The organism is Bradyrhizobium sp. JR4.3 (genome assembly GCF_040547695.1).
Lineage (GTDB): Bacteria > Pseudomonadota > Alphaproteobacteria > Rhizobiales > Xanthobacteraceae > Bradyrhizobium > Bradyrhizobium canariense.
Window position 1 is genome coordinate 218082 of the sequence record NZ_JBEPQF010000002.1, and the last position, 18551, is coordinate 236632.

Annotated in this window: 15 protein-coding genes; 7 read left to right on the forward strand and 8 right to left on the reverse strand. The window is 64.7% G+C overall.

Annotated elements, in window-relative coordinates:
• Window positions 1–43: 43 nt before the first annotated feature.
• From ABIB91_RS04360 to ABIB91_RS04370, 3 genes are all read right to left on the reverse strand, one after another.
• On the reverse strand, window positions 44–274 hold the full coding sequence (locus tag ABIB91_RS04360) for a F0F1 ATP synthase subunit C (RefSeq protein ID WP_007599451.1): 231 nt from the start codon (window positions 272–274) through the stop codon (window positions 44–46).
• A 53-nt stretch (window positions 275–327) separates the two neighbouring features.
• Window positions 328–1077 carry a F0F1 ATP synthase subunit A gene (locus ABIB91_RS04365; RefSeq protein WP_007599455.1) on the reverse strand — a complete coding sequence of 250 codons (750 nt, stop codon included), beginning with the start codon at window positions 1075–1077 and terminating at the stop codon, window positions 328–330.
• A gap of 114 nt (window positions 1078–1191) precedes the next feature.
• Window positions 1192–1566, reverse strand: coding sequence for an AtpZ/AtpI family protein (locus tag ABIB91_RS04370; RefSeq protein ID WP_007599457.1), 375 nt, complete (start codon window positions 1564–1566; stop codon window positions 1192–1194).
• Here ABIB91_RS04370 and ABIB91_RS04375 point away from each other — a divergent pair.
• The 3 genes from ABIB91_RS04375 to ABIB91_RS04385 all read left to right on the forward strand — a co-directional run bounded on the left by ABIB91_RS04375 (window position 1447) and on the right by ABIB91_RS04385 (window position 3109).
• Window positions 1447–1884 (forward strand): hypothetical protein, encoded by a 438-nt coding sequence (locus ABIB91_RS04375; protein ID WP_354160007.1) that lies wholly within the window; start codon window positions 1447–1449, stop codon window positions 1882–1884. The genes ABIB91_RS04370 and ABIB91_RS04375 overlap by 120 nt on opposite strands.
• A gap of 73 nt (window positions 1885–1957) precedes the next feature.
• On the forward strand, window positions 1958–2494 hold the full coding sequence (locus ABIB91_RS04380; protein WP_354159690.1) for a hypothetical protein: 537 nt from the start codon (window positions 1958–1960) through the stop codon (window positions 2492–2494).
• A 135-nt stretch (window positions 2495–2629) separates the two neighbouring features.
• Complete coding sequence (locus ABIB91_RS04385) at window positions 2630–3109, forward strand: secondary thiamine-phosphate synthase enzyme YjbQ (protein WP_035995416.1); 480 nt, start codon at window positions 2630–2632, stop codon at window positions 3107–3109.
• 127 nt (window positions 3110–3236) lie between these two features.
• Here ABIB91_RS04385 and ABIB91_RS04390 read toward each other — a convergent pair whose 3' ends face one another.
• A complete protein-coding gene (locus tag ABIB91_RS04390) occupies window positions 3237–4862 on the reverse strand; it encodes an MFS transporter (RefSeq protein ID WP_354159688.1) in 1626 nt (541 codons plus the stop codon).
• A gap of 343 nt (window positions 4863–5205) precedes the next feature.
• Here ABIB91_RS04390 and ABIB91_RS04395 point away from each other — a divergent pair, with 343 nt between their 5' ends.
• Window positions 5206–5877 (forward strand): response regulator, encoded by a 672-nt coding sequence (locus ABIB91_RS04395; protein ID WP_007599462.1) that lies wholly within the window; start codon window positions 5206–5208, stop codon window positions 5875–5877.
• A gap of 1093 nt (window positions 5878–6970) precedes the next feature.
• Here the strand turns inward: ABIB91_RS04395 and ABIB91_RS04400 are convergent.
• The gene (locus ABIB91_RS04400) at window positions 6971–9811 is read right to left on the reverse strand and encodes an ATP-binding protein (RefSeq protein ID WP_354159686.1); all 2841 of its coding nucleotides are present in this window, start codon (window positions 9809–9811) and stop codon (window positions 6971–6973) included.
• A 197-nt stretch (window positions 9812–10008) separates the two neighbouring features.
• On the opposite strand from ABIB91_RS04400, the gene ABIB91_RS04405 reads away from it, so the two are divergent.
• The 3 genes from ABIB91_RS04405 (at window position 10009) to ABIB91_RS04415 (ending at window position 12118) form a co-directional block, all read left to right on the forward strand.
• Window positions 10009–10428 carry an organic hydroperoxide resistance protein gene (locus ABIB91_RS04405; RefSeq protein ID WP_354159684.1) on the forward strand — a complete coding sequence of 140 codons (420 nt, stop codon included), beginning with the start codon at window positions 10009–10011 and terminating at the stop codon, window positions 10426–10428.
• A gap of 37 nt (window positions 10429–10465) precedes the next feature.
• Entirely contained in the window at window positions 10466–11497 is a 1032-nt protein-coding gene (locus ABIB91_RS04410; RefSeq protein ID WP_354159682.1) for an alpha/beta fold hydrolase, read from the forward strand.
• Window positions 11498–11614: 117 nt separating this feature from the next.
• Window positions 11615–12118, forward strand: a complete 504-nt coding sequence (locus ABIB91_RS04415) for a cytochrome P460 family protein (RefSeq protein WP_354159989.1) — start codon at window positions 11615–11617, stop codon at window positions 12116–12118.
• Between the two features lie 10 nt (window positions 12119–12128).
• Here ABIB91_RS04415 and ABIB91_RS04420 read toward each other — a convergent pair whose 3' ends face one another.
• From ABIB91_RS04420 to ABIB91_RS04430, 3 genes are all read right to left on the reverse strand, one after another.
• The gene (locus ABIB91_RS04420) at window positions 12129–15638 is read right to left on the reverse strand and encodes a PAS domain-containing hybrid sensor histidine kinase/response regulator (protein WP_354159680.1); all 3510 of its coding nucleotides are present in this window, start codon (window positions 15636–15638) and stop codon (window positions 12129–12131) included.
• 393 nt (window positions 15639–16031) lie between these two features.
• Entirely contained in the window at window positions 16032–17261 is a 1230-nt protein-coding gene (hemA, locus tag ABIB91_RS04425) for a 5-aminolevulinate synthase (protein WP_018458160.1), read from the reverse strand.
• A gap of 201 nt (window positions 17262–17462) precedes the next feature.
• Window positions 17463–18524 carry an MBL fold metallo-hydrolase gene (locus tag ABIB91_RS04430; protein WP_354159678.1) on the reverse strand — a complete coding sequence of 354 codons (1062 nt, stop codon included), beginning with the start codon at window positions 18522–18524 and terminating at the stop codon, window positions 17463–17465.
• Window positions 18525–18551: the final 27 nt, after the last annotated feature.

Here is an 18551-nt window from a genome sequence, read left to right on the forward strand (position 1 = left end):
TGTCATGCGCGTCGCTTCGGTTGAAGCGGCGCGAAAATCGTCCTCAGAGCGGAACGAACAGCAGCAGCAGCGCGATCAGCAGCGAGAAAATGCCGAGCGCTTCGGTCACGGCGAAGCCGAAGATCAGATTGCCGAACTGGCCCTGAGCGGCCGAGGGGTTGCGAACGGCTGCGGCGAGGTAGTTGCCGAAGATCACGCCGACGCCGACGCCCGCGCCGCCCATGCCGATGCATGCGATGCCCGCGCCGATAAGTTTTGCTGCTGCCGGATCCATTTTAGACTCCTTGGAAGAAAGATTGGGTTTTGGGTGGAAATTCCCCGGACCGCTCAGTGTCCCGGATGAATGGCGTCGTTGAGGTAGATGCAGGTCAGGATCGCAAACACATAGGCTTGCAGGAACGCGACCAGAATCTCGAGAGCGTACAGCGCGACCGTGAGCGCCAGCGGCAGCACGCCGCCGACCCAGCCGAGGGCGCCGAGCGAGAAGCCGAGCATGGCGACGAAGCCCGCGAAGACCTTCAGCGCGATGTGGCCGGCCAGCATGTTGGCGAACAGACGGACGCTGTGGGAGACCGGCCGCAGGAAGAACGACAGGATCTCGATGAACATCACCAGCGGCAGGATGTAGCCGGGGACGCCGTGGGGCACGAAGATCGAGAAGAATTTCAGGCCGTTTTTGGCAATGCCGTAGATCAGCACCGTGAAGAAGACCAGCAGCGCGAGGGCCGCGGTGACGATCAGATGGCTCGAGATCGTGAAGGTGTAGGGGATGATGCCGACCAGGTTCGAAACGCAGATGAACATGAACAGCGAGAAGATCAGCGGGAAGAACTTCATGCCTTCCGAGCCGGCCGTCGAGCGGATGGTCGAGGCCACGAACTCGTAGGAGATCTCGGCGACCGACTGCAGGCGGCCGGGAACCAGCTGCGTGCCGCTGGCGAGCATCAGGATCGAGATGATCGCGACCGCCACCAGCATGTAGAGCGACGAATTGGTGAAGGCGATCGTGTGGTTGCCGATATGGCCCAGGGTGAAGAGAGGCTCGATGTTGAACTGGTGGATCGGATCGATTTTCATCAGCGCGGCATCTCTTGGTCTGCCGGGCGATGCCGGCGGGTCTCGGTCTGCCGGTCGGGCCCGGCCCGTACCGGCTCAAGCCGGCACGATCATTCCTCTCCTGGAGTGGATCGCTTAAGAACCACCGCGCCTGTTTTGACCCGCGCCTGCCGTTCTCACCACATTCACCACGCCGGCGACGAAGCCCAGCAGCAGGAACACGATGAATCCGAAAGGCGACGTCGACAGCAAGCGGTCGAAACCCCAGCCAATCCCCGCTCCGACAACGACCCCGGCGACCAACTCGGAGGATAACCGGAAACCAAGCGCCATCGCCGAGGCTCTGGCCGCTCTGTCCTCACCGTCACCTGCGGGTTGCTCGGTCTTAACGTGGCGGCCGCGAAATTCGGACAACCGCTGATCAAGATTTCCGAGCCGATCGGAAAGCGCAGCTTCCTCGGGCGATCTATCGCGATCTCCATTCTCGCCGTGTCCCGTGCCCTGTGTCATGCAACGAAGACCCGAAACGCCGCGGCTGAATGGAAATTGCGCCCGCCACCCTCAAAAGCCGCGCGGACCATACTGATGGCCCATAATCAAGTCAAGCCAAGTCACGATTGCGTCCATTCCCGTTATGTATCTGATTTCTTTGGAAATATCGGCGCGAGCGGCGGCGCTGCGCACAGCGTGACGCCGCACCGCAGCAGGTCTCCGCTTGATCGGCGGACGCCGTCGCCATTTCGCCCGGCTGCCGGGATCAAAGCGGGCGCCGAGATCGTTCATGTCAAGGGCGCGTTTTGGGCGGCGGATCGCCTCGCCGGGGTGTAGAATTTGCGAGACGTGCCACCTTTATGAGCGCCACCTTTGGAAGTGCTGCCGGCGCGTCGTGGCGGAGAACGCGATGAGACCAACGAATTCATCCACAGCATCATGGCTTGCGGCGGCGGCGTTCGCCGCGGCGATGGCGGTCAGCGCCGGCTGCCTCGCCGCGCAATCCGCGCCCGACAGCGAAAACGGCCGCTACAGCATGACCCCCATCCCCGAGGGCGTGCTGCGGCTCGACAGCCGCACCGGGACGGTGTCGACTTGCACCAAGAGCGGCGCCGGCTGGGCCTGCTACGCGGTGCCCGATGAACGTAGCGCGCTCGACGCCGAGATCGGCAGGCTCCAGGCCGAAGTCGAGACGCTGAAGGGACGGCTCGCAGCGGGGCCGACCGTGTCAGGCAAGATCGACGAGGCGCTGCCGAAAACCGATCCGCTCAAGAAGGCGGAGCCGCAAGCACGAGAACCAAAGGCCGCCGAGGGCGAGCGCAGGATCGAGATCCCGCTGCCGAGCGACCAGGACGTCGATCGCGTGATGTCGTTCCTGGAAAAAGCCTGGCGTCGCCTGATCGACATGGCCAACCGCGTGCAGAAGGACGTCTCGGGGAAGATTTAGCGCGTGGTGAGATGCCGTAGGGTGGGCAAAGGCGCGAAGCGCCGTGCCCACCATTTGCGTCTCCGTTGAGTGAGTCGGTGGGCACGCTTCGCTTTGCCCACCCTACGGCAGCTTTCCGAATTGAGAGTGATGATGATGACATCAGCCAAATCCATCTCGCGCTCGGCGCCGTCGTCAGGGCCGGCCACCACCATCGCATCTTCGCTGCTGACCGTGCAGACGCCGGGGTGCGGCTTCAGCGACCTCACCGCCGAGGCGGCGCGGTTCATCGCCGACGTTCATGCGCGGGACGGCGTGCTCACGCTGTTCATCCGTCACACCTCGGCGTCTCTGACAATCCAGGAGAATGCCGACCCGTCGGTGCTGGTCGACCTCACTACGGTGCTGGCGCGGCTCGCGCCCGACGATGAAGATGCGGGCTGGACTCACGACACCGAAGGGCCGGACGACATGCCGGCGCATATCAAAACCATGCTGACGGGGACATCGCTCCAGGTGCCGGTGCTGAACGGCAGGCTGGCGCTTGGCACCTGGCAGGCGATCTATCTGATCGAGCATCGCGCCCGCCCGCATCGGCGCGAGGTGGTGCTGCAATTTCTCGGCAGCAATCAGTAGCGCGTTTTCGAGCGAAGTGGCTGCCGGTTCGCGTCAAGAAAACGCGTCAAAACAAAGAATCTGGAGTTCAAAACAAAACCGGCCGCGGAAACCGCGGCCGGTTGGTGTTGATCTCGACCTGCGTCGATCAGGTCGACTTGATGTCGACGTCCTTGGTCTCCGGCAGGAAGAACAAGCCGATCACGACGGTAATCGATGCGAAGATGACCGGATACCAGAGACCCGCATAGATATCGCCCGTCGAGGCCACGATGGCGAAGGCGGTCGCCGGCAGCAGGCCGCCGAACCAGCCGTTACCGATATGGTAGGGCAGCGACATCGAGGTGTAGCGGATGCGGGTCGGGAACAGTTCGACCAGCATCGCGGCGATCGGGCCGTACACCATGGTGACGAAGATCACCAGGACGAACAGCAGTCCGACGACCGCCGCCACCTGCGGACGGAAGATGTCGAACGGATGCGCCATCTTCACAATGCCCGCATCGCCGGCCTTCGGATATCCGGCTGCCTGCACGGCGGCGAGGACTGCCGGATTGCCGTCCTTGGCGTTGGCGTAGGCAACTTCCTTGCCGTTGACCATCACCTTCACGCCGGAGCCGGCCGCACCTGGCGTGGTCGAGTACTTGACCGACGATTGCGACAGGTAGGCACGCGCGGTGTCGCAAGGCGAGGTGAAGACGCGGGTGCCGACCGGGTTGAACAGGTCGCCGCAACCTGCGGGATCCGCCACGACGTCGACCTTGACCGACTCGATCGCCTTTTCCAGCGCCGGGTTGGCGTTGGTGGTGATCATCTTGAAGATCGGGAAGAAGGTCAGCGCCGCGATCAGACAGCCGCCGAGGATGATCGGCTTGCGGCCGATCCTGTCGGAGAGCATGCCGAACACGATGAAGAAGCCGGTCCCGAGCAGGAGCGACCAGGCGATCAGCAGGTTGGCGGTGTAGCCGTCGACCTTGAGGATCGATTGCAGGAAGAACAGCGCGTAGAACTGGCCGGTGTACCAGACCACGCCCTGGCCCATCACGCCGCCAAGCAGCGCCAGCAGCACGAGCTTGCCGTTCTGCCAGTTGCCGAAGGCTTCCGTCAGCGGGGCCTTCGAACTCTTCCCCTCGTCCTTCATCTTCTGGAAGATCGGGGATTCGTTGAGGCGGAGCCGGATCCAGACCGAGACGCCGAGCAGCAGCACGGAGACGAGGAACGGAATGCGCCAGCCCCATGCCGCGAAGTCGGGTTCGCCGAGCGCGGAGCGCGTGAACAGGATCACCAGCAGCGACAGGAACAGGCCGAGCGTCGCCGTGGTCTGGATGAAGGAGGTGTAGTAGCCGCGCTTGCCGTTCGGAGCATGCTCCGCGACGTAGGTCGCCGCACCGCCATACTCACCGCCGAGCGCCAGGCCCTGGGCGAGACGCAGCGCGATCAGGATGATCGGGGCCGCGATGCCGATGGTCGCCGCATTGGGCAGCAGGCCGACGATGAAGGTCGACAGACCCATGATCAGGATGGTGACGAGGAAGGTGTATTTGCGGCCGACGATGTCGCCGACACGGCCGAACACGATTGCGCCGAACGGGCGCACCAGGAAGCCCGCCGCGAAGGCCAGCAGCGCGAAGATGTCGCGGGTTGCCGGCGGATAGGCCGAGAAGAACTGCGCGCCGATGATGCTAGCCAGCGAACCGTAGAGATAGAAATCGTACCACTCAAAGACGGTACCGAGCGAGGAGGCGAGAATGACGAACCGTTCGTCCTTCGTCATCCCTCCCGCGCCTGCTTGAGACACAGCCAATGTCGACATGTTGAGTCGCTCCCCGAAAAATCGTTTCCTCGCGCCCTGGATGTCCGGTCATGCCGGATCAACCCAAGCCTTGCCCCCAAGGTAACATTGGCGTGAAACCCGCCCCAATACGACTTTCGGCCTTTCGCACTGACGCTCACCTGACGCCGCGGGCGTTCCATCCGGCAACATAGTGCCGGCCTGTGGATTAACCCCGTTGCCGCAAAGGGATAATGTCCACTTGCATGCCACGGCTGGTCGGGAAACAATTGACCAAGGCCCTGCGCCGGCCTACCGGCCCGGTGCGATTGCCAGCAAGAGAACGATGAACGCTCCCTCCACCCATCTCGTCATTGCCGATGACCATCCATTGTTCCGCGCCGCGCTGCGGCAGGCGGTGGCGGGCGTCCTGAGCTCGGCCAGGATCGACGAGGCTGGATCGTTCGAGGATCTGACCAAACTTTTGGAACAGACCTCCGACGTCGACCTGATCCTGCTCGACCTCTCGATGCCCGGGATCTCCGGCTTTTCCGGCCTGATCTATCTGCGCGCGCAATATCCGGCCATTCCGGTGGTGATCGTATCGGCGTCCGACGACAGCGCCACCATCCGCCGCTCGCTCGATTTCGGCGCCTCCGGTTTCATTCCGAAGCGATTCGGCGTCGAGACCTTGCGCGATGCCATCCTCAAGGTGATGGAGGGCGACGTCTGGGTTCCCGCCGACACCGATCTGTCGGCAGTCGCCGACCCCGACATGACGCGCCTGCGCGACCGGCTGGTGACGCTGACGCCGCAGCAGGTCCGGGTTCTGATGATGCTGTCGGAGGGATTGCTCAACAAGCAGATCGCTTATGAGCTCGGCGTCTCCGAGGCCACCATCAAGGCGCATGTCTCGGCGATCCTGCAAAAGCTCGGCGTCGAAAGCCGGACCCAAGCCGTGATCGCTGCCGCGAAAATTGCCGGCGGCCAGTGGAAGCAGGGTACCCCGACAGGGTGAGCCTGGAAGAGGGCCTCTCGCAGCCTGTAGCCCGGATGAGCGAAGCGACATCCGGGACCGCTAGTGCGGCTAGCTAGCGAAAACCCCGGATATCGCTTCGCTCATCCGGGCTACGGGACCGCGCCTGTGTCGCGCGGCTGTCAATCCTTATGCCCAAAAATATTCCACTTTGCCGAAATTCGGTTTTAGCGTATGTGTCGCTCATCCCGGCTCATCCTTGAGGGGCGATCTTGTGGTCGTCACGTTCGCGAGCCGGGCTTGCGGTGGACGCGGCAGCGTTCGGGTACGAGTGGCTAAGGGCAGGGCGGATTGCTCTCCGTGAGCCCAAGGCTTCGTTCCGACGAGCGGCGCTGCTAGGCTTCGTCTCGTCTGTAAGTTTCCGGCTCTGTCGACAGGGCTGGAAAAACTGCGGCGAAATGGCGAGCCGTGCGTACGGCAAAACCGTGTGGTCCTGGCCGTCGTTGCTACGGTCAAGCCCTGGCGAATGCGGCATCTGCGTCAACCGGCGCGGTGTCGGTGACTTTCGTCGGGACGAGGGAGGCCAAAAGGAACTCGGCTCCCGGGAGAGCACGGCACAAGCCGTCCAATCATCGCGCAGGGAAGGCCGAGTGATTGGCACCACCTGTATGCTGCTGTGCGGTTTCCTTGCGCACCATTTTCGCGCAGCGGACCGCGGGTGCCAGCCGGCACCCGGCCTTCCCTGCGCCCTCTTGGACAAGAGGGTGGAGTGACGAAGCAAAGCTCGGGCGAAACACGCCGCGAGGACGCGAAGGTGTGTCTGCAAGTTGAATCTGCATTGGAGGATGACGATGCTGCCCCTTGCTCCGTCATTGCGAGCGCAGCGAAGCAATCCAGTGTCTTTCCGCAGAGGGATTCTGGACTGCTTCGCTGCGCTCGCAATGACGATGTGGAGAGAACGTGCGACATACTCCGCTCTCGTGCCCCGGACGCAGCGCAGCGTCCCTTCGACGATGCGCTGCAGAGCCGGGGCCCATCTCGCCGCACTGTATCATGTCACTGCTGGGTCCCGGTTCTGCGCAGCAACGCAAGAGCGTTGCAGCGCGCCCAGGACACGAGCTGCACCGAGTCCGCGTCACAATGTTTGCAACAACTTGTCGGCGGCCCGGATATCGGCTGTCTCTGAGCCCTGGGCGAAGCCTTCATACGCCAATTGAAGCCATCGCTTCGCTTCCTCGCGCCGGCCGCGTTCGGCAAGGAGCCCCGCGAGATCGATCGCGGCCCGCAGCTCCCAGGCTTTGGCGCCTTTGCGACGACTCAATTCCAGTGATTGGACGAAGTGGGCTTCTGCCTGATCAGCGTCGGGCTGGGGCCTCGCCAAGAGAACCCTTCCCTTCATGCGCAGCAGCTCGGGCATGTACAGATGATCGCCGCTTTGCTCGACGAGGCGGATCGCATCGTCGATCAGGCCCGCACTCCGCTCGATCTGCCCAAGCGCCATCAAGCCCTGAACAAGCGCGATGTTGAACGTCGTGGTGAGCAGCTCGTAGCCGGCATCGTGGAGCTCACGCAGACACGTCCCGATCGTCTCGACGCCTTCGGCGGCATGGCCGCGCCGGATCGCCAGTTCGCCTTTGACGCCGCGGCCGACCGCAAGATAGGGGCCCATGGAGCGCGATTCGGCATGGGCGATGAAGCGGTCGATGTTCTCTTCCGCGGCATCGAGGTCTCCGCTCCAGAGATCGATCGAGACCGCCCAGATCAACGCAATGCAGAGCGTGATCGGATGGTCCATCTGCGCGGCCTCGACGACCGTCTGTCGGGCCAGTTGCAGCGCATCCGCGGGGCGGCCCTGCAACCAGAACTCGCGCGCGAGCGAGATGCCGGCCCGGTTGCGGTGATCGAAGCCATAGACGGTGCTGATCCGTTCCGTGCCCGGCCCATGCCAGGCGGCCTCCAGCATCGTCAGCGCGTCGCGGTGCTCGCCGGCAAGATGCAAGGAGACACCGAGGAGCGAATGGGCGAGGGCGAGGGAGGCGGCATCGCCGAGTGTCCCGGCGACCGTAAGGCTTTGCTGCGCATAGCCGAGCGCGGCGTCGAACTGTCCCATCCGCTCGTGGAAGATATGCATGCGCCCGAGCAGCTGGAGCTGGTTCGGCGCGTCGCCGCGCGCCTCGGCGATCGCAAGGCTTCGGCTCAAGGCGGCACGCGCCGCTTCGCTGCCGCCGCGCGTGAACATCAAGGTCAGTCCGAGCGCGGCCTGGATGTGCATTTCCTCGGCGCCGCCGCGCGAGAAGGGATCGATCGCAAGCAGCGCCCGTTCAGACCAGCGCCGGCACTCGACCAGCAACGACATCGCGAGAAAAATTGGCGCTGCAGCTGCGGCCAGTGCAATGCCGATGCTGGCATCGCCGTCCATGCCAAAACACCAGTCCAGCGCCGCGCGCACGTTGTGAAGCGCGGAAAAGTGGATCGCGCGCTCGTCGGCGCTCGGCACCGTGGCCCACGTCGTGCCGGCCTGCTCCAGCCATTGCCGGTAATAGGTCGCGTGCCGGGCGGCGAGCGCCGCGTCATCAGGCTCGATCTCGAGCAGATAGGCGCGCGTCGTGTCGAGCAGACGGTAACGCATCATGGCGCCGACCGGCCGCGCCGCGACCATCGACTTGGCCACCAGGCCGTCGATGGCGTCGAACAGGCGGGAGCGGTCGACACGTTCGTCCGGCACGATCTCGAGTGCGGCGTCGATGGTGAAGTGACCGGCGAAAACCGCGAGCCTGCGCAGCACGAGGCGTTCGATGTCGGACAAGAGCCCGTAGCTCCATGCCAGCGTCGCCTGCAACGTCTTCTGTCGCGGCGGCGCGGTGCGCTGGCCCTGCCAGAGCAGATTGAGGCGCTCGTCGAGCAGTGCTGCGGTCTGCTCCAGGCCGTAGGCTTCGACGCGGCCGGCGGCGAGTTCGATCGCCAGCGCCATGCCGTCGAGCTTGCGGCAGATCCCGGCGACGATCGCGGCATTGACATCGTCGAGCGCGATCTGCGCGCCGCCGGCCGTGGCACGTTCGAGGAAGAGTTGAAGCGCGGGATAAGTCTGCGCCGCGGCCGCCGTCAGCCCAGGATTGTCGGGCGGAACGGCGAGCGGCGCCAAGCGATAGACCTGCTCGCCCTCGACCCGCAGGGCTTCGCGGCTCGTCGCCAGGATATGGACATGCGGTGCGGCGTGGAAGATGTCGGCGGCCAGCGGCGCCGCCGTGGCGATGACGTGCTCGCAATTGTCGAGGATCAGCAGCATCCGCTTGTCCCTGAGATGCGCGAGCAGGGCAGGCAGAGGATCCTCGGTTTGCGCCGGCAAGCCCAGCATCAGCAGGATCGAGGTGATCACGAGATCGGGATCGCTCAGCGCGGCAAGATCGACGAAATGTGCGGCGTCGGAAAATGTCGCGAGCAGATCGTGAGCAATCGCAACCGCAACGGCGGTCTTGCCGACACCGCCCGGGCCGGCGATCGTGACGAAGCGCGAGCCAACGAGCCTGTCGGAGACGGCGGCGACCGCATCGTCGCGCCCGACCATCCGTTGCAGCCGGTTCGGCAGTTTGACGGGCGGCAATTCCGTTTGCGCGGCGGTGCGCCGCTCTGCCGGGATATTCACCTGCGAGATTGGCGCCACGAAGCAATAGCCGCGGCCGGAGAGTGTGGTGATGTAGCGGGCACCGTCCTTGCCGTCGCCAAGGGCCTTACGAAGCGCCGCGACGTGAAAGCGGAGATTGGCGTCCTCGACCGTCATGCCGGGCCACACCAGCGCCATCAGATCATACTTGCTGACGACCTGGTTCGGCCGCGACATCAGTGCGAGCAGCGTGTCGAAGGCCTTTGCGCCGAGCGGCAGCGCGACGCCGTCGCGCGTCACAAGTCTTTCATTTGGCGTCACGGTGAATGGCCCAAACGAGAGGGTTCCCGTTGCGGTGCCGGCCGGCTCGATCATGGCGGAATCCTGATCCCTTCGAGCGGATCGGATAGCCAGATGATCGCAATCCGGCAAGGCCGTCCGCCGCCGCGATCAGACCGCGAATGCAGGCCCTTTGAGGAGCGCGAACCGAGACCTCACAACTTCTCACAAGTCCCAACGGGTGTGTCGCGGCAGCCGCTGCTAGTCAGTTGTGCGACGGCAAGGAGACCTTCATGACCCAGGCGGCAAAGTTGCTTTACACGTCCCGGACCCACACCAGCGGCGGGCGACAGGACGGGATATCGCGCAGTTCCGACGGCCGCCTGGATGTCAAGCTGTCGCCGCCGGGCGGCACCGGCATCGGTACCAATCCCGAGCAATTGTTCGCGGCCGGCTGGTCGGCCTGCCTCGAGGGCGCGATGGAGATCGCGGCCCGCAAGCGGAAGATCGAGCTCCCCAGGAAATGCGCGATCGATGCGGAGATCGACCTGGTGCTCGACGAGGGCGCTTATTCCCTCAGGGCACGCCTCGATGTCAGCCTGCCCGGCCTCGATCGCGAGATCGCGCGCGGGATCGTCGATGAGGCGCATCAGACCTGTCCCTATTCCAAGGCCGTCCGCGGCAACATCGACGTCACGGTCGCGCTGATCTGACGGCACCACCTCCAACCATCAACAAGGTAGCACCATCATGAAACAGATCATCGATCAGCACCGCCGCCAGTTTTTCGGCATCGCCGCCGGAACCGTCGCCACCGGCCTCGGCGTGATCGGCCTCGCCCACGCCGAATCGGAAGCGCCGCGCTCTTCCGCGACGAACGCGTCGTTCGGCGCGATCAAGCAGATCGATGCCGGCGTCCTCAACGTCGGCTACGCGGAGGCCGGTCCTGCGAACGGCCCCGTCGCGATCCTGCTGCACGGCTGGCCCTACGACATTCACGCGTTTGTCGACGTCGCGCCGATCCTGGCAAGGGCAGGCTATCGTGTCATCATCCCCTATCTCCGTGGTTACGGCTCGACCCACTTCCTCTCCGCCGAGACGCCGCGCAACGGCGAGCCGGCGGCAATGGCCGCCGACATCATCGCGCTGATGGACAAGCTCGACATCAAGAAAGCGGTGGTCGCCGGTTTCGATTGGGGCGCGCGCACCGCCGACATTATCGCCGCGCTGTGGCCGGAGCGCTGCCGCGCGCTGGTGTCGGTCAGCGGCTATCTGATCTCCAGCCAGGCCGCGGGCAATGCGCCGCTGCCGCCGTCGGCCGAGCTGCTGTGGTGGTACCAGTTCTATTTCTCGACCGAGCGCGGCCGCGCAGGATACGCGAAGTACACGCATGATTTCGCAAAACTGATCTGGAAGCTGGCTTCGCCGCGGTGGAAGTTCGACGACGCCACCTTCGACCGCAGCGCGGCGGCGCTGGACAACAAGGATCACGTCGCGATCACGATCCACAATTACCGTTGGCGGCTCGGGCTCGCTCAGGGTGAAGCGAAATACGAGGAGCTCGAAAAGAAGCTCGCGGCAGCTCCCGTCATCGACGTGCCGACGATCACGATGGAAGGCGACGCCAATGGCGCGCCGCATCCCGACCCAAGCGCCTATGCCAAGAAATTCTCGGGCCGATACGACTACCGCCTGATCACCGGCGGCATCGGCCACAATTTGCCCCAGGAAGCCCCAGAAGCGTTTGCCAAGGCCGTCATCGACGCCGACGGCGGTGCTTGATGATTTTGGCCACTTCGGTCCGGCAAGGCCGGACCGAGGCCTGACATGCGATCGCAGTTCAATGAAGCGTCAGCGAAAATGAAATCCGGAAAGTCAAGAATTCCATCCTCTACGGCGATGATCGTGTTGGCCGTGCTCCTCCTCGTCGTTGTCCTGACCTGCGTGCCGTATCTGGTCACGATCGCGTTCGCGCACGGGCAGGCCGATGCCTCGCCGATCTTCGGCGTCACTGTCCCGGAAGGCTACAAGCAGTGGGAGCTGATCGCGCCGGCCGAGGAGGCGGCTCCCCTGGACGAGCTGCGTGCCGTCGTCGGCAACAGGACCGCGATCGATGCTTATCAAGACAACAAGCTTCCGTTCCCGGACGGCACAATTCTGGTCAAGCGGGCCTGGAAGCGGAAGCAACCGCCCGAATTTGCGTCCGCGACGATTCCCGGTGAGGCCACCACCGTCCAGGTGATGGTGAAGGATTCCAGAAAATATGCCTCGACCGGCGGCTGGGGATTTGGTCGCTTCGTCAACGGCAAGCCGGTCGACGAGGCCCAGCATCGCACCTGCTTCGCCTGCCACGAAGCTCGTGTGAAGAGCCGCGACTACGTGTTTACGAGGCTTGCACCTTGAGTGCGGAAGTTCACTCCGCCGCCACCATCTGCTGCGTGCGCCACTGGCCGAGCAGGGCGCGCAGCGAAGCCGGCTTGACCGGCTTGTTGAGCACCGCGACCTTTTCGTCGCGCGCAGCCATTTGCACGGCGGGGCTGCGGTCGGCGGTGATCAGGATCGCGGGGATGCCGTCACCGAAGCGGCGGCGGATGTCGCGGATCGCCGCGATGCCGTTGCCGCGGTCGAGGTGGTAATCGACCAGCAGGCCGGTCACGCGGCGGCCGGCAGTTTCGATCGCGGCGATCGCGCCCTCGGGATCGGCGACCGCGATCACTTCGGCGTCCCAGGCCTTCAGCAGCGTGCGCATGCCGTCGAGGATCGCGGCGTCGTTCTCGATACAGACGATCAGGGTCCCCGAGATCGAGGTGCGTGCGAGCGGCGTCGCACTGGTCACGGCCGCGGTGTGGGTGATCGCCTTCGCCGTCGGCACCGTCACGGAAAACACCGAGCCGCCGCCGACATTGGAATCGATGGCGATGTCGTGCTTGAGCACGCGCGCCAACCGCTCGACGATCGACAGGCCAAGGCCGAGGCCGCGGGCAATCCGCGCGCCCTGCTCGAGGCGGTGGAATTCCTTGAAGATCTCGCTGCGCTTGACCGCCGGGATGCCGACGCCGGTGTCGTAGACGCAGATCTTGAGCGAGGCGCCGCGACGGCGGCAGCCGACCAGCACGCGCCCGCGCGGGGTATATTTGATCGCGTTGGAGATCAGGTTCTGGAGCAGCCGCCGCAGCAGGAGACGATCCGACTCGACCGGCAGCGAGCACGGCACGAAGACGAGCGCCAGATTCTTGGCGCGCGCGATCGGCGCGAACTCGATCTCCAGCGAACGCATCAGATCGGCCATCTTGAAGCTCGAGATCGAGGTCGTCATCGCGCCGGCGTCCAGCCTGGAGATGTCGAGCAGCGCGCCGAGGATCTCCTCGATCGCCTGGAGCGATTCGTCGATGTTCTCGACCAGTCGCGTCTCCTCGCCGCTGTGCTGACGCTCGACCAGGCTCGTGACATAGAGCCGCGCCGCGTTCAGCGGCTGGAGAATGTCGTGGCTGGCGGCGGCGAGAAAGCGCGTCTTGGAGATGCTGGCGTCTTCGGCCGCGCTCTTGGCCAGCGCCAGCTCGGAATTCAGCCGGGTCAGCTCCTCGGTGCGGTCGCGCACCCGCTTTTCCAGCGTCGCATTGGCGCGCTCGAGCGCTTCGGCCGCCTCGAACGTGGGCGTGACGTCGGTGAAGGTAATGACGAAGCCGCCGCCGGGCATGCGGTTGGTCAAGATCTCGATCACCATGTGGCGGTCGGGCAGGCGCTCGAGATAAGGCTCGCCGTCGGTGGTGTAAGCCAGCAGCCGGCGCTCCAGCATGGCCTCGCGCTCGATCGGATCGGTCGGCTCGCTCACGCCCATGAATTCCAGGATTTCACGCAAGGGCGTGCCGAACTGGATGAAATGCGGGGGAACATTGAGGAGATCGCCGAACTGCCGGTTGGAGCAGATCAGTTGCAGATCGGCATCGAACACCGCGATGCCCTGGCGCACATGGTTGAGCGCGGTCTGGAGGATCTCGCGGTTGAAATGCAGCGCCGCATGGGAATCGTCGAGCAACTTGAGCGCAGCCTTCGCCGACACCGTCCGTTTGCGCAACAGCAGCGACATCACCAGACGCGAGGAGGCTGCGCCGATCGAGGAGGCGATCAGGTGCTCGGCGTGCTGCAGCAGCTCGAAATCGGCGGGCGCCCCGGACTCCAGCCGCACATTGCGCCGCGCGGAGAATGCCTCGAACGAATGCCGCGCGCGGTCAGGCCCGAGATATTGCGCCACCGTGGTCTGGATGTCCTGCACCGTGACGGTGGTGCGCCAGCGCCGGAAATTCGGGGAAATCGGCGCGAGCGTGTTGGGGACGAACAGATCGGCCTGGACCAGCTCGATCGAAGACGGCCGGCGCGCCAGCGACAGCAGCACATAGGTGAGGATGTTGAGCGACAGCGACCAGACGACGCCGTGCATCAGCGGCGGCAAATCGGCGCCGAACAGCGCCTGCGGCCGCAGCGCCTCGATCCCGAACGGGCCGTGCTGGAGCAGCAGGATCCCCGCCGTCGAAGTATCCATGAAGCTCGGGATGAACAGCGTGTAGAGCCACACCGCGAAGCCGACCAGCATGCCGCCGATCGCGCCGCGCGCGGTCGCGCGCCGCCACAGCAGTCCGCCGAAGAAGCTTGGTGCAAGCTGGGCGATGGCGGCAAAAGACAGCAGGCCGATCGCCGCGAGCTGAGTGTTGCCGAGCGCGCGGTAGTAGAAATAGGCCATCACCATGATGGCGAAGATCGCGAGCCGGCGCGAACGCAACAGGAAGTCGCTGAAATCGGCGCCGCCGGTGCGCCCCTCGGGTCGTCGTTGCAGCACCAGGGGCACCACGAGGTCGTTCGAAACCATGATGGAGAGCGCGACGCATTCGACGATCACCATCGCGGTCGCCGCCGACAGGCCACCGACGAAGACGGCGACGCTGAGCAGATCCGCGCCGCCCTCCATCGGCAGCGCCAGCACGTACATATCAGGATCGGCCGCGCCGAACGGGAAGCTGACGAGACCGGCGAACGCGATCGGGATCACGAACAGATTGATGGCGATAAGATAGAGCGGAAACAGCCAACGCGCGCGGCCGACCTCGGCATCCGAGGAATTCTCGACGACGCTGACGTGGAACTGGCGCGGCAGTAGCATGATCGCGCAGAGCGACAGCAGCGTCATGGTCAGGAAGTTGCCGATCGACGGCGAATAGTTGATGACGCGCACCGCCTCCGGTGTCTTCATCGCGCGCTCGATCAGTTCGTGCGGCGAGAACATCCAGAACGTGACGAAGATGCCCGCGGCGAGGAAGGCGACCAGCTTGATGATGGATTCGGTTGCGACCGCCAGCATCAGGCCGTGCTGGTGCTCGGTGGCGTCCGTCTGCCGCGTGCCGAACAGCACCGCGAAGGCCGCCATCGCCAACGTCACCATCAGCGCCACGTCGCCGACGATCGGGATGTGGGAGAAGGCCTGGTCTTCGCTCAGGATGGTTTCGAGCGAGGAGGCCACCGCCTTGAGCTGCAGCGCGATGTAGGGCACCGAGCCGATGATCGCGATCAGTGCGACAGTTGCCGCCACCGCCTGGCTCTTGCCATAGCGCGCGCCGATGAAATCGGCGATCGAGGTGATGTTGTGGGCCTTGGCGAGCTGGATCACACGGCGGAGGACGCCGGCGCCGAGCCCGATCATCAGGATCGGGCCGACATAGATCGCGAGGAAGTCGGTGGAGGTGCGGGTGGCGAAGCCGACCGAGCCGAAGAAGGTCCAGGAGGTGCAGTAGATCGCCAGCGACAGCGGATAGATCAGCCCCGAGGCGCGGCCGCGCCCGGCCCGCGAGCGGCGGTCGCCATGGCTCGCCACCAGGAACAGAAAGCCGATATAGCCGAAGGCGGCGGCGATCACGCCCCAATCGTGCAGCATGGCGAGCGTGCTTCTCCCGGGGGCGCGCTGGCTGCGCCCGATCTCATTTTCCCTGTAAATCTAGCGCGTTGGGCGGGTGGAGGCGACAGCGAAATCCCGCGCGGGCGCGGGAACCGGGGTTGTCGTTAAGGTGCGCTGCCCCAAAGCTGCGCTGCCTCGGGCTCACCGAGAGAGTCCCCGCGCGGTACCCCCCTCCCTGACCCTCCCCCACAAGGGGGGAGGGAACGGAGAGAGCGTCCGCGTCGCAAGAATTCGAGACCGACCGTTACGCTGTGCGGCTACCCGATGTAAGGAGCCGCAACTCTCTCGCTCCCTCCCCCCTTGTGGGGGAGGGTGGGGAGGGGGGTAGCTCCGGGGACGGTGAAACTTAGATCGAAGAGAAGGCGAAGAAGCCTACTCCGCCGCCAGTGACTTCTCGCGAAGCGGCAAACCCAGGCGGTCCCACACTTGCAGCAGGGCTTCGGCGAGCTGATCGATCAGGCCGTCGTCGTGATAGGGCGAGGGCGTGATGCGCAGGCGTTCGGAGCCCTTGGCGACCGTCGGATAGTTGATCGGCTGGATGTAGATGCCGTGCTGTTCGAGCAAGAGGTCGGAAGCCTGCTTGCACTTCTCGGCATCGCCGATGAACAACGGGACGATGTGGGTGTCGCTCGACATCACCGGCAGGCCGGCGGCGTTGAGGATCGCCTTGACCCGGGCGGCGCGGTCCTGGTGACGCTCGCGCTCCCAGCTCGACGTCTTGAGATGCTTGATCGCGGCGGTCGCGGCCGAGCAGATCGCCGGCGGCAGCGCGGTGGTGAAGATGAAGCCCGGCGCATAGGAGCGCACGGCGTCGATGATCTGACCGTTGGCGGCGATGTAGCCGCCGAGGCAGCCGAACGCCTTGGCGAGCGTGCCTTCGAGAATGTCGATGCGATGCATCACGCCGTCGCGCTCGGCGATGCCGCCGCCGCGCGGACCGTACATGCCGACGGCGTGGACCTCGTCCACATAGGTCATCGCGCCGTACTTCTCGGCGAGGTCGCAGATCTTGGCGAGCGGGGCGATGTCGCCGTCCATCGAATACAGGCTCTCGCAGGCGATCAGCTTGGGCCGGCTCGGGCCGGCGGCCTTCAACAGCGCTTCGAGATCGGCGAGGTCGTTGTGGCGGAACACGACCCGCTCGCAGCCGGACTGGCGGATGCCCTCGATCATCGAATTGTGGTTGAGCTCGTCCGACAGGATCAGGCAGTTCGGAATGAGCTTTGCGATGGTCGCGATGCCGGTCTGGTTCGAGACGTAGCCCGACGTGAAGAGCAGCGAGGCTTCCTTGCCGTGGAGATCGGCGAGCTCGGCCTCGAGCTGCACCAGCGGATGATGCGTGCCGGCGATGTTGCGGGTGCCGCCGGCGCCGGTGCCGACGCGGGTCGCGGTCTCGACCATCGCGCCCACCACCTTCGGGTGCTGCCCCATGCCGAGATAATCGTTGGAGCACCAGATTACGACGTCGCGCTTGCCCTTGGGCGAGTGCCAGAGCGCATGCGGGAACCGGCCGGCGATGCGCTCGAGATCGGCGAACACGCGGTAGCGCCGCTCGGTGTGGAGACGATCAAGGGCGGAATTGAAGAACTGGGCGTAATCCATCGTCAAACCTGCAGCGGAACCGACCAAAGACCCGCATATCCTTAGAGCTTTTCCAGCTCCAATGTCTATGCGCTATCCCACATTTGGACCTGCGGGGCATTTGGGCAAAATGCCCTATCGTGCGATTTGAAACTTGATCCGGATCAAGTTCGCGCGAGATGCGATGTTGCCCTGCAACATCCGCGGAAGTGAAGTCGGCGCTCAGGTCGTCCTGAACTGCAGCACGCCGTCCTTCATCTCAGCCGTCAGCCGGCCTTCCACGATCATGTAGTTGATATGAGCGACCAGCTCGCCGGCGGCGAAACCCATCTGGTGTTCGTCCAGCACGTGCTTGTTGAACACCACGGGCACCAATGCGCGCGAGGTCTGCGGCACCTCGCGGCAGGCTTCCGCGATCAGGCGGCAGCGCTCCTCGTGGTGATCGGCGAGCTGCTTGATGCGGGTCTTCAGCCCGTAGAACGGCACGCCGTGGCCGGGCAGCACCAGCACGTCATAGGGCAGCGTCGTGGTGAGGCTGGCGAGCGAGGCCAGATATTCGCCGAGCGAGTTCTGGTCGGGTTCGACCGCCCACACGCTGACGTTCGGCGAGATCTTGCTCAGGACCTGGTCGGCCGAGAGGAACAGCTTGTCGTCGGCGCAATACAGCATCACCTGGTCGAGCGCGTGACCGCCGCCGGTGATCACCTTGAAGCGGCGCGTGCCGATCACGACGTCCTCGCCATGCGAGATGCGGCGGTAGGACGGCGGCAACACCGAGACGCGCTTGAGATAATCCTGGCCGCGGCCGAGCAGCTTTTCGGTGAGCGACTCGTCCATGCCGTGGCGGCGGAAGAACAGCCGTTGCGCCTCCTGCCGCTCCTCGGTGCCGCGGTTCTGGTGATAGACCGATTGCAGATATTCGACCTGCGACATCACCAGCGGGCAGTTGAACCGCTCGACGATCCACCCGGCCAGACCGACATGATCGGGATGGGAATGGGTCACGATCAGGCGCGTGATGTTGACGCCCTTCAGCGGTCCGTCGAACAGCTTCGTCCAGGCTTCGATCGTCTCCTCATTGCCGAAGCCGGCATCGATCATGGCATAGCCGTCGCCGTCGGCGAGCAGGTAGATGTTCACATGGTTGAGGCGGAACGGCAGCTTCAGCCGCGCCCACAACACGCCGGGCTTCACCTCGACGACCTGTTCGGGGCCGGGATGCTGTTCCCAGGGATAGCGCAGGGCGTCGGCGGAGGACTGCACGGTGTCGGTCTTTGCGTTCATGCTACCGGCTTAAACCCGCTCGCTGCG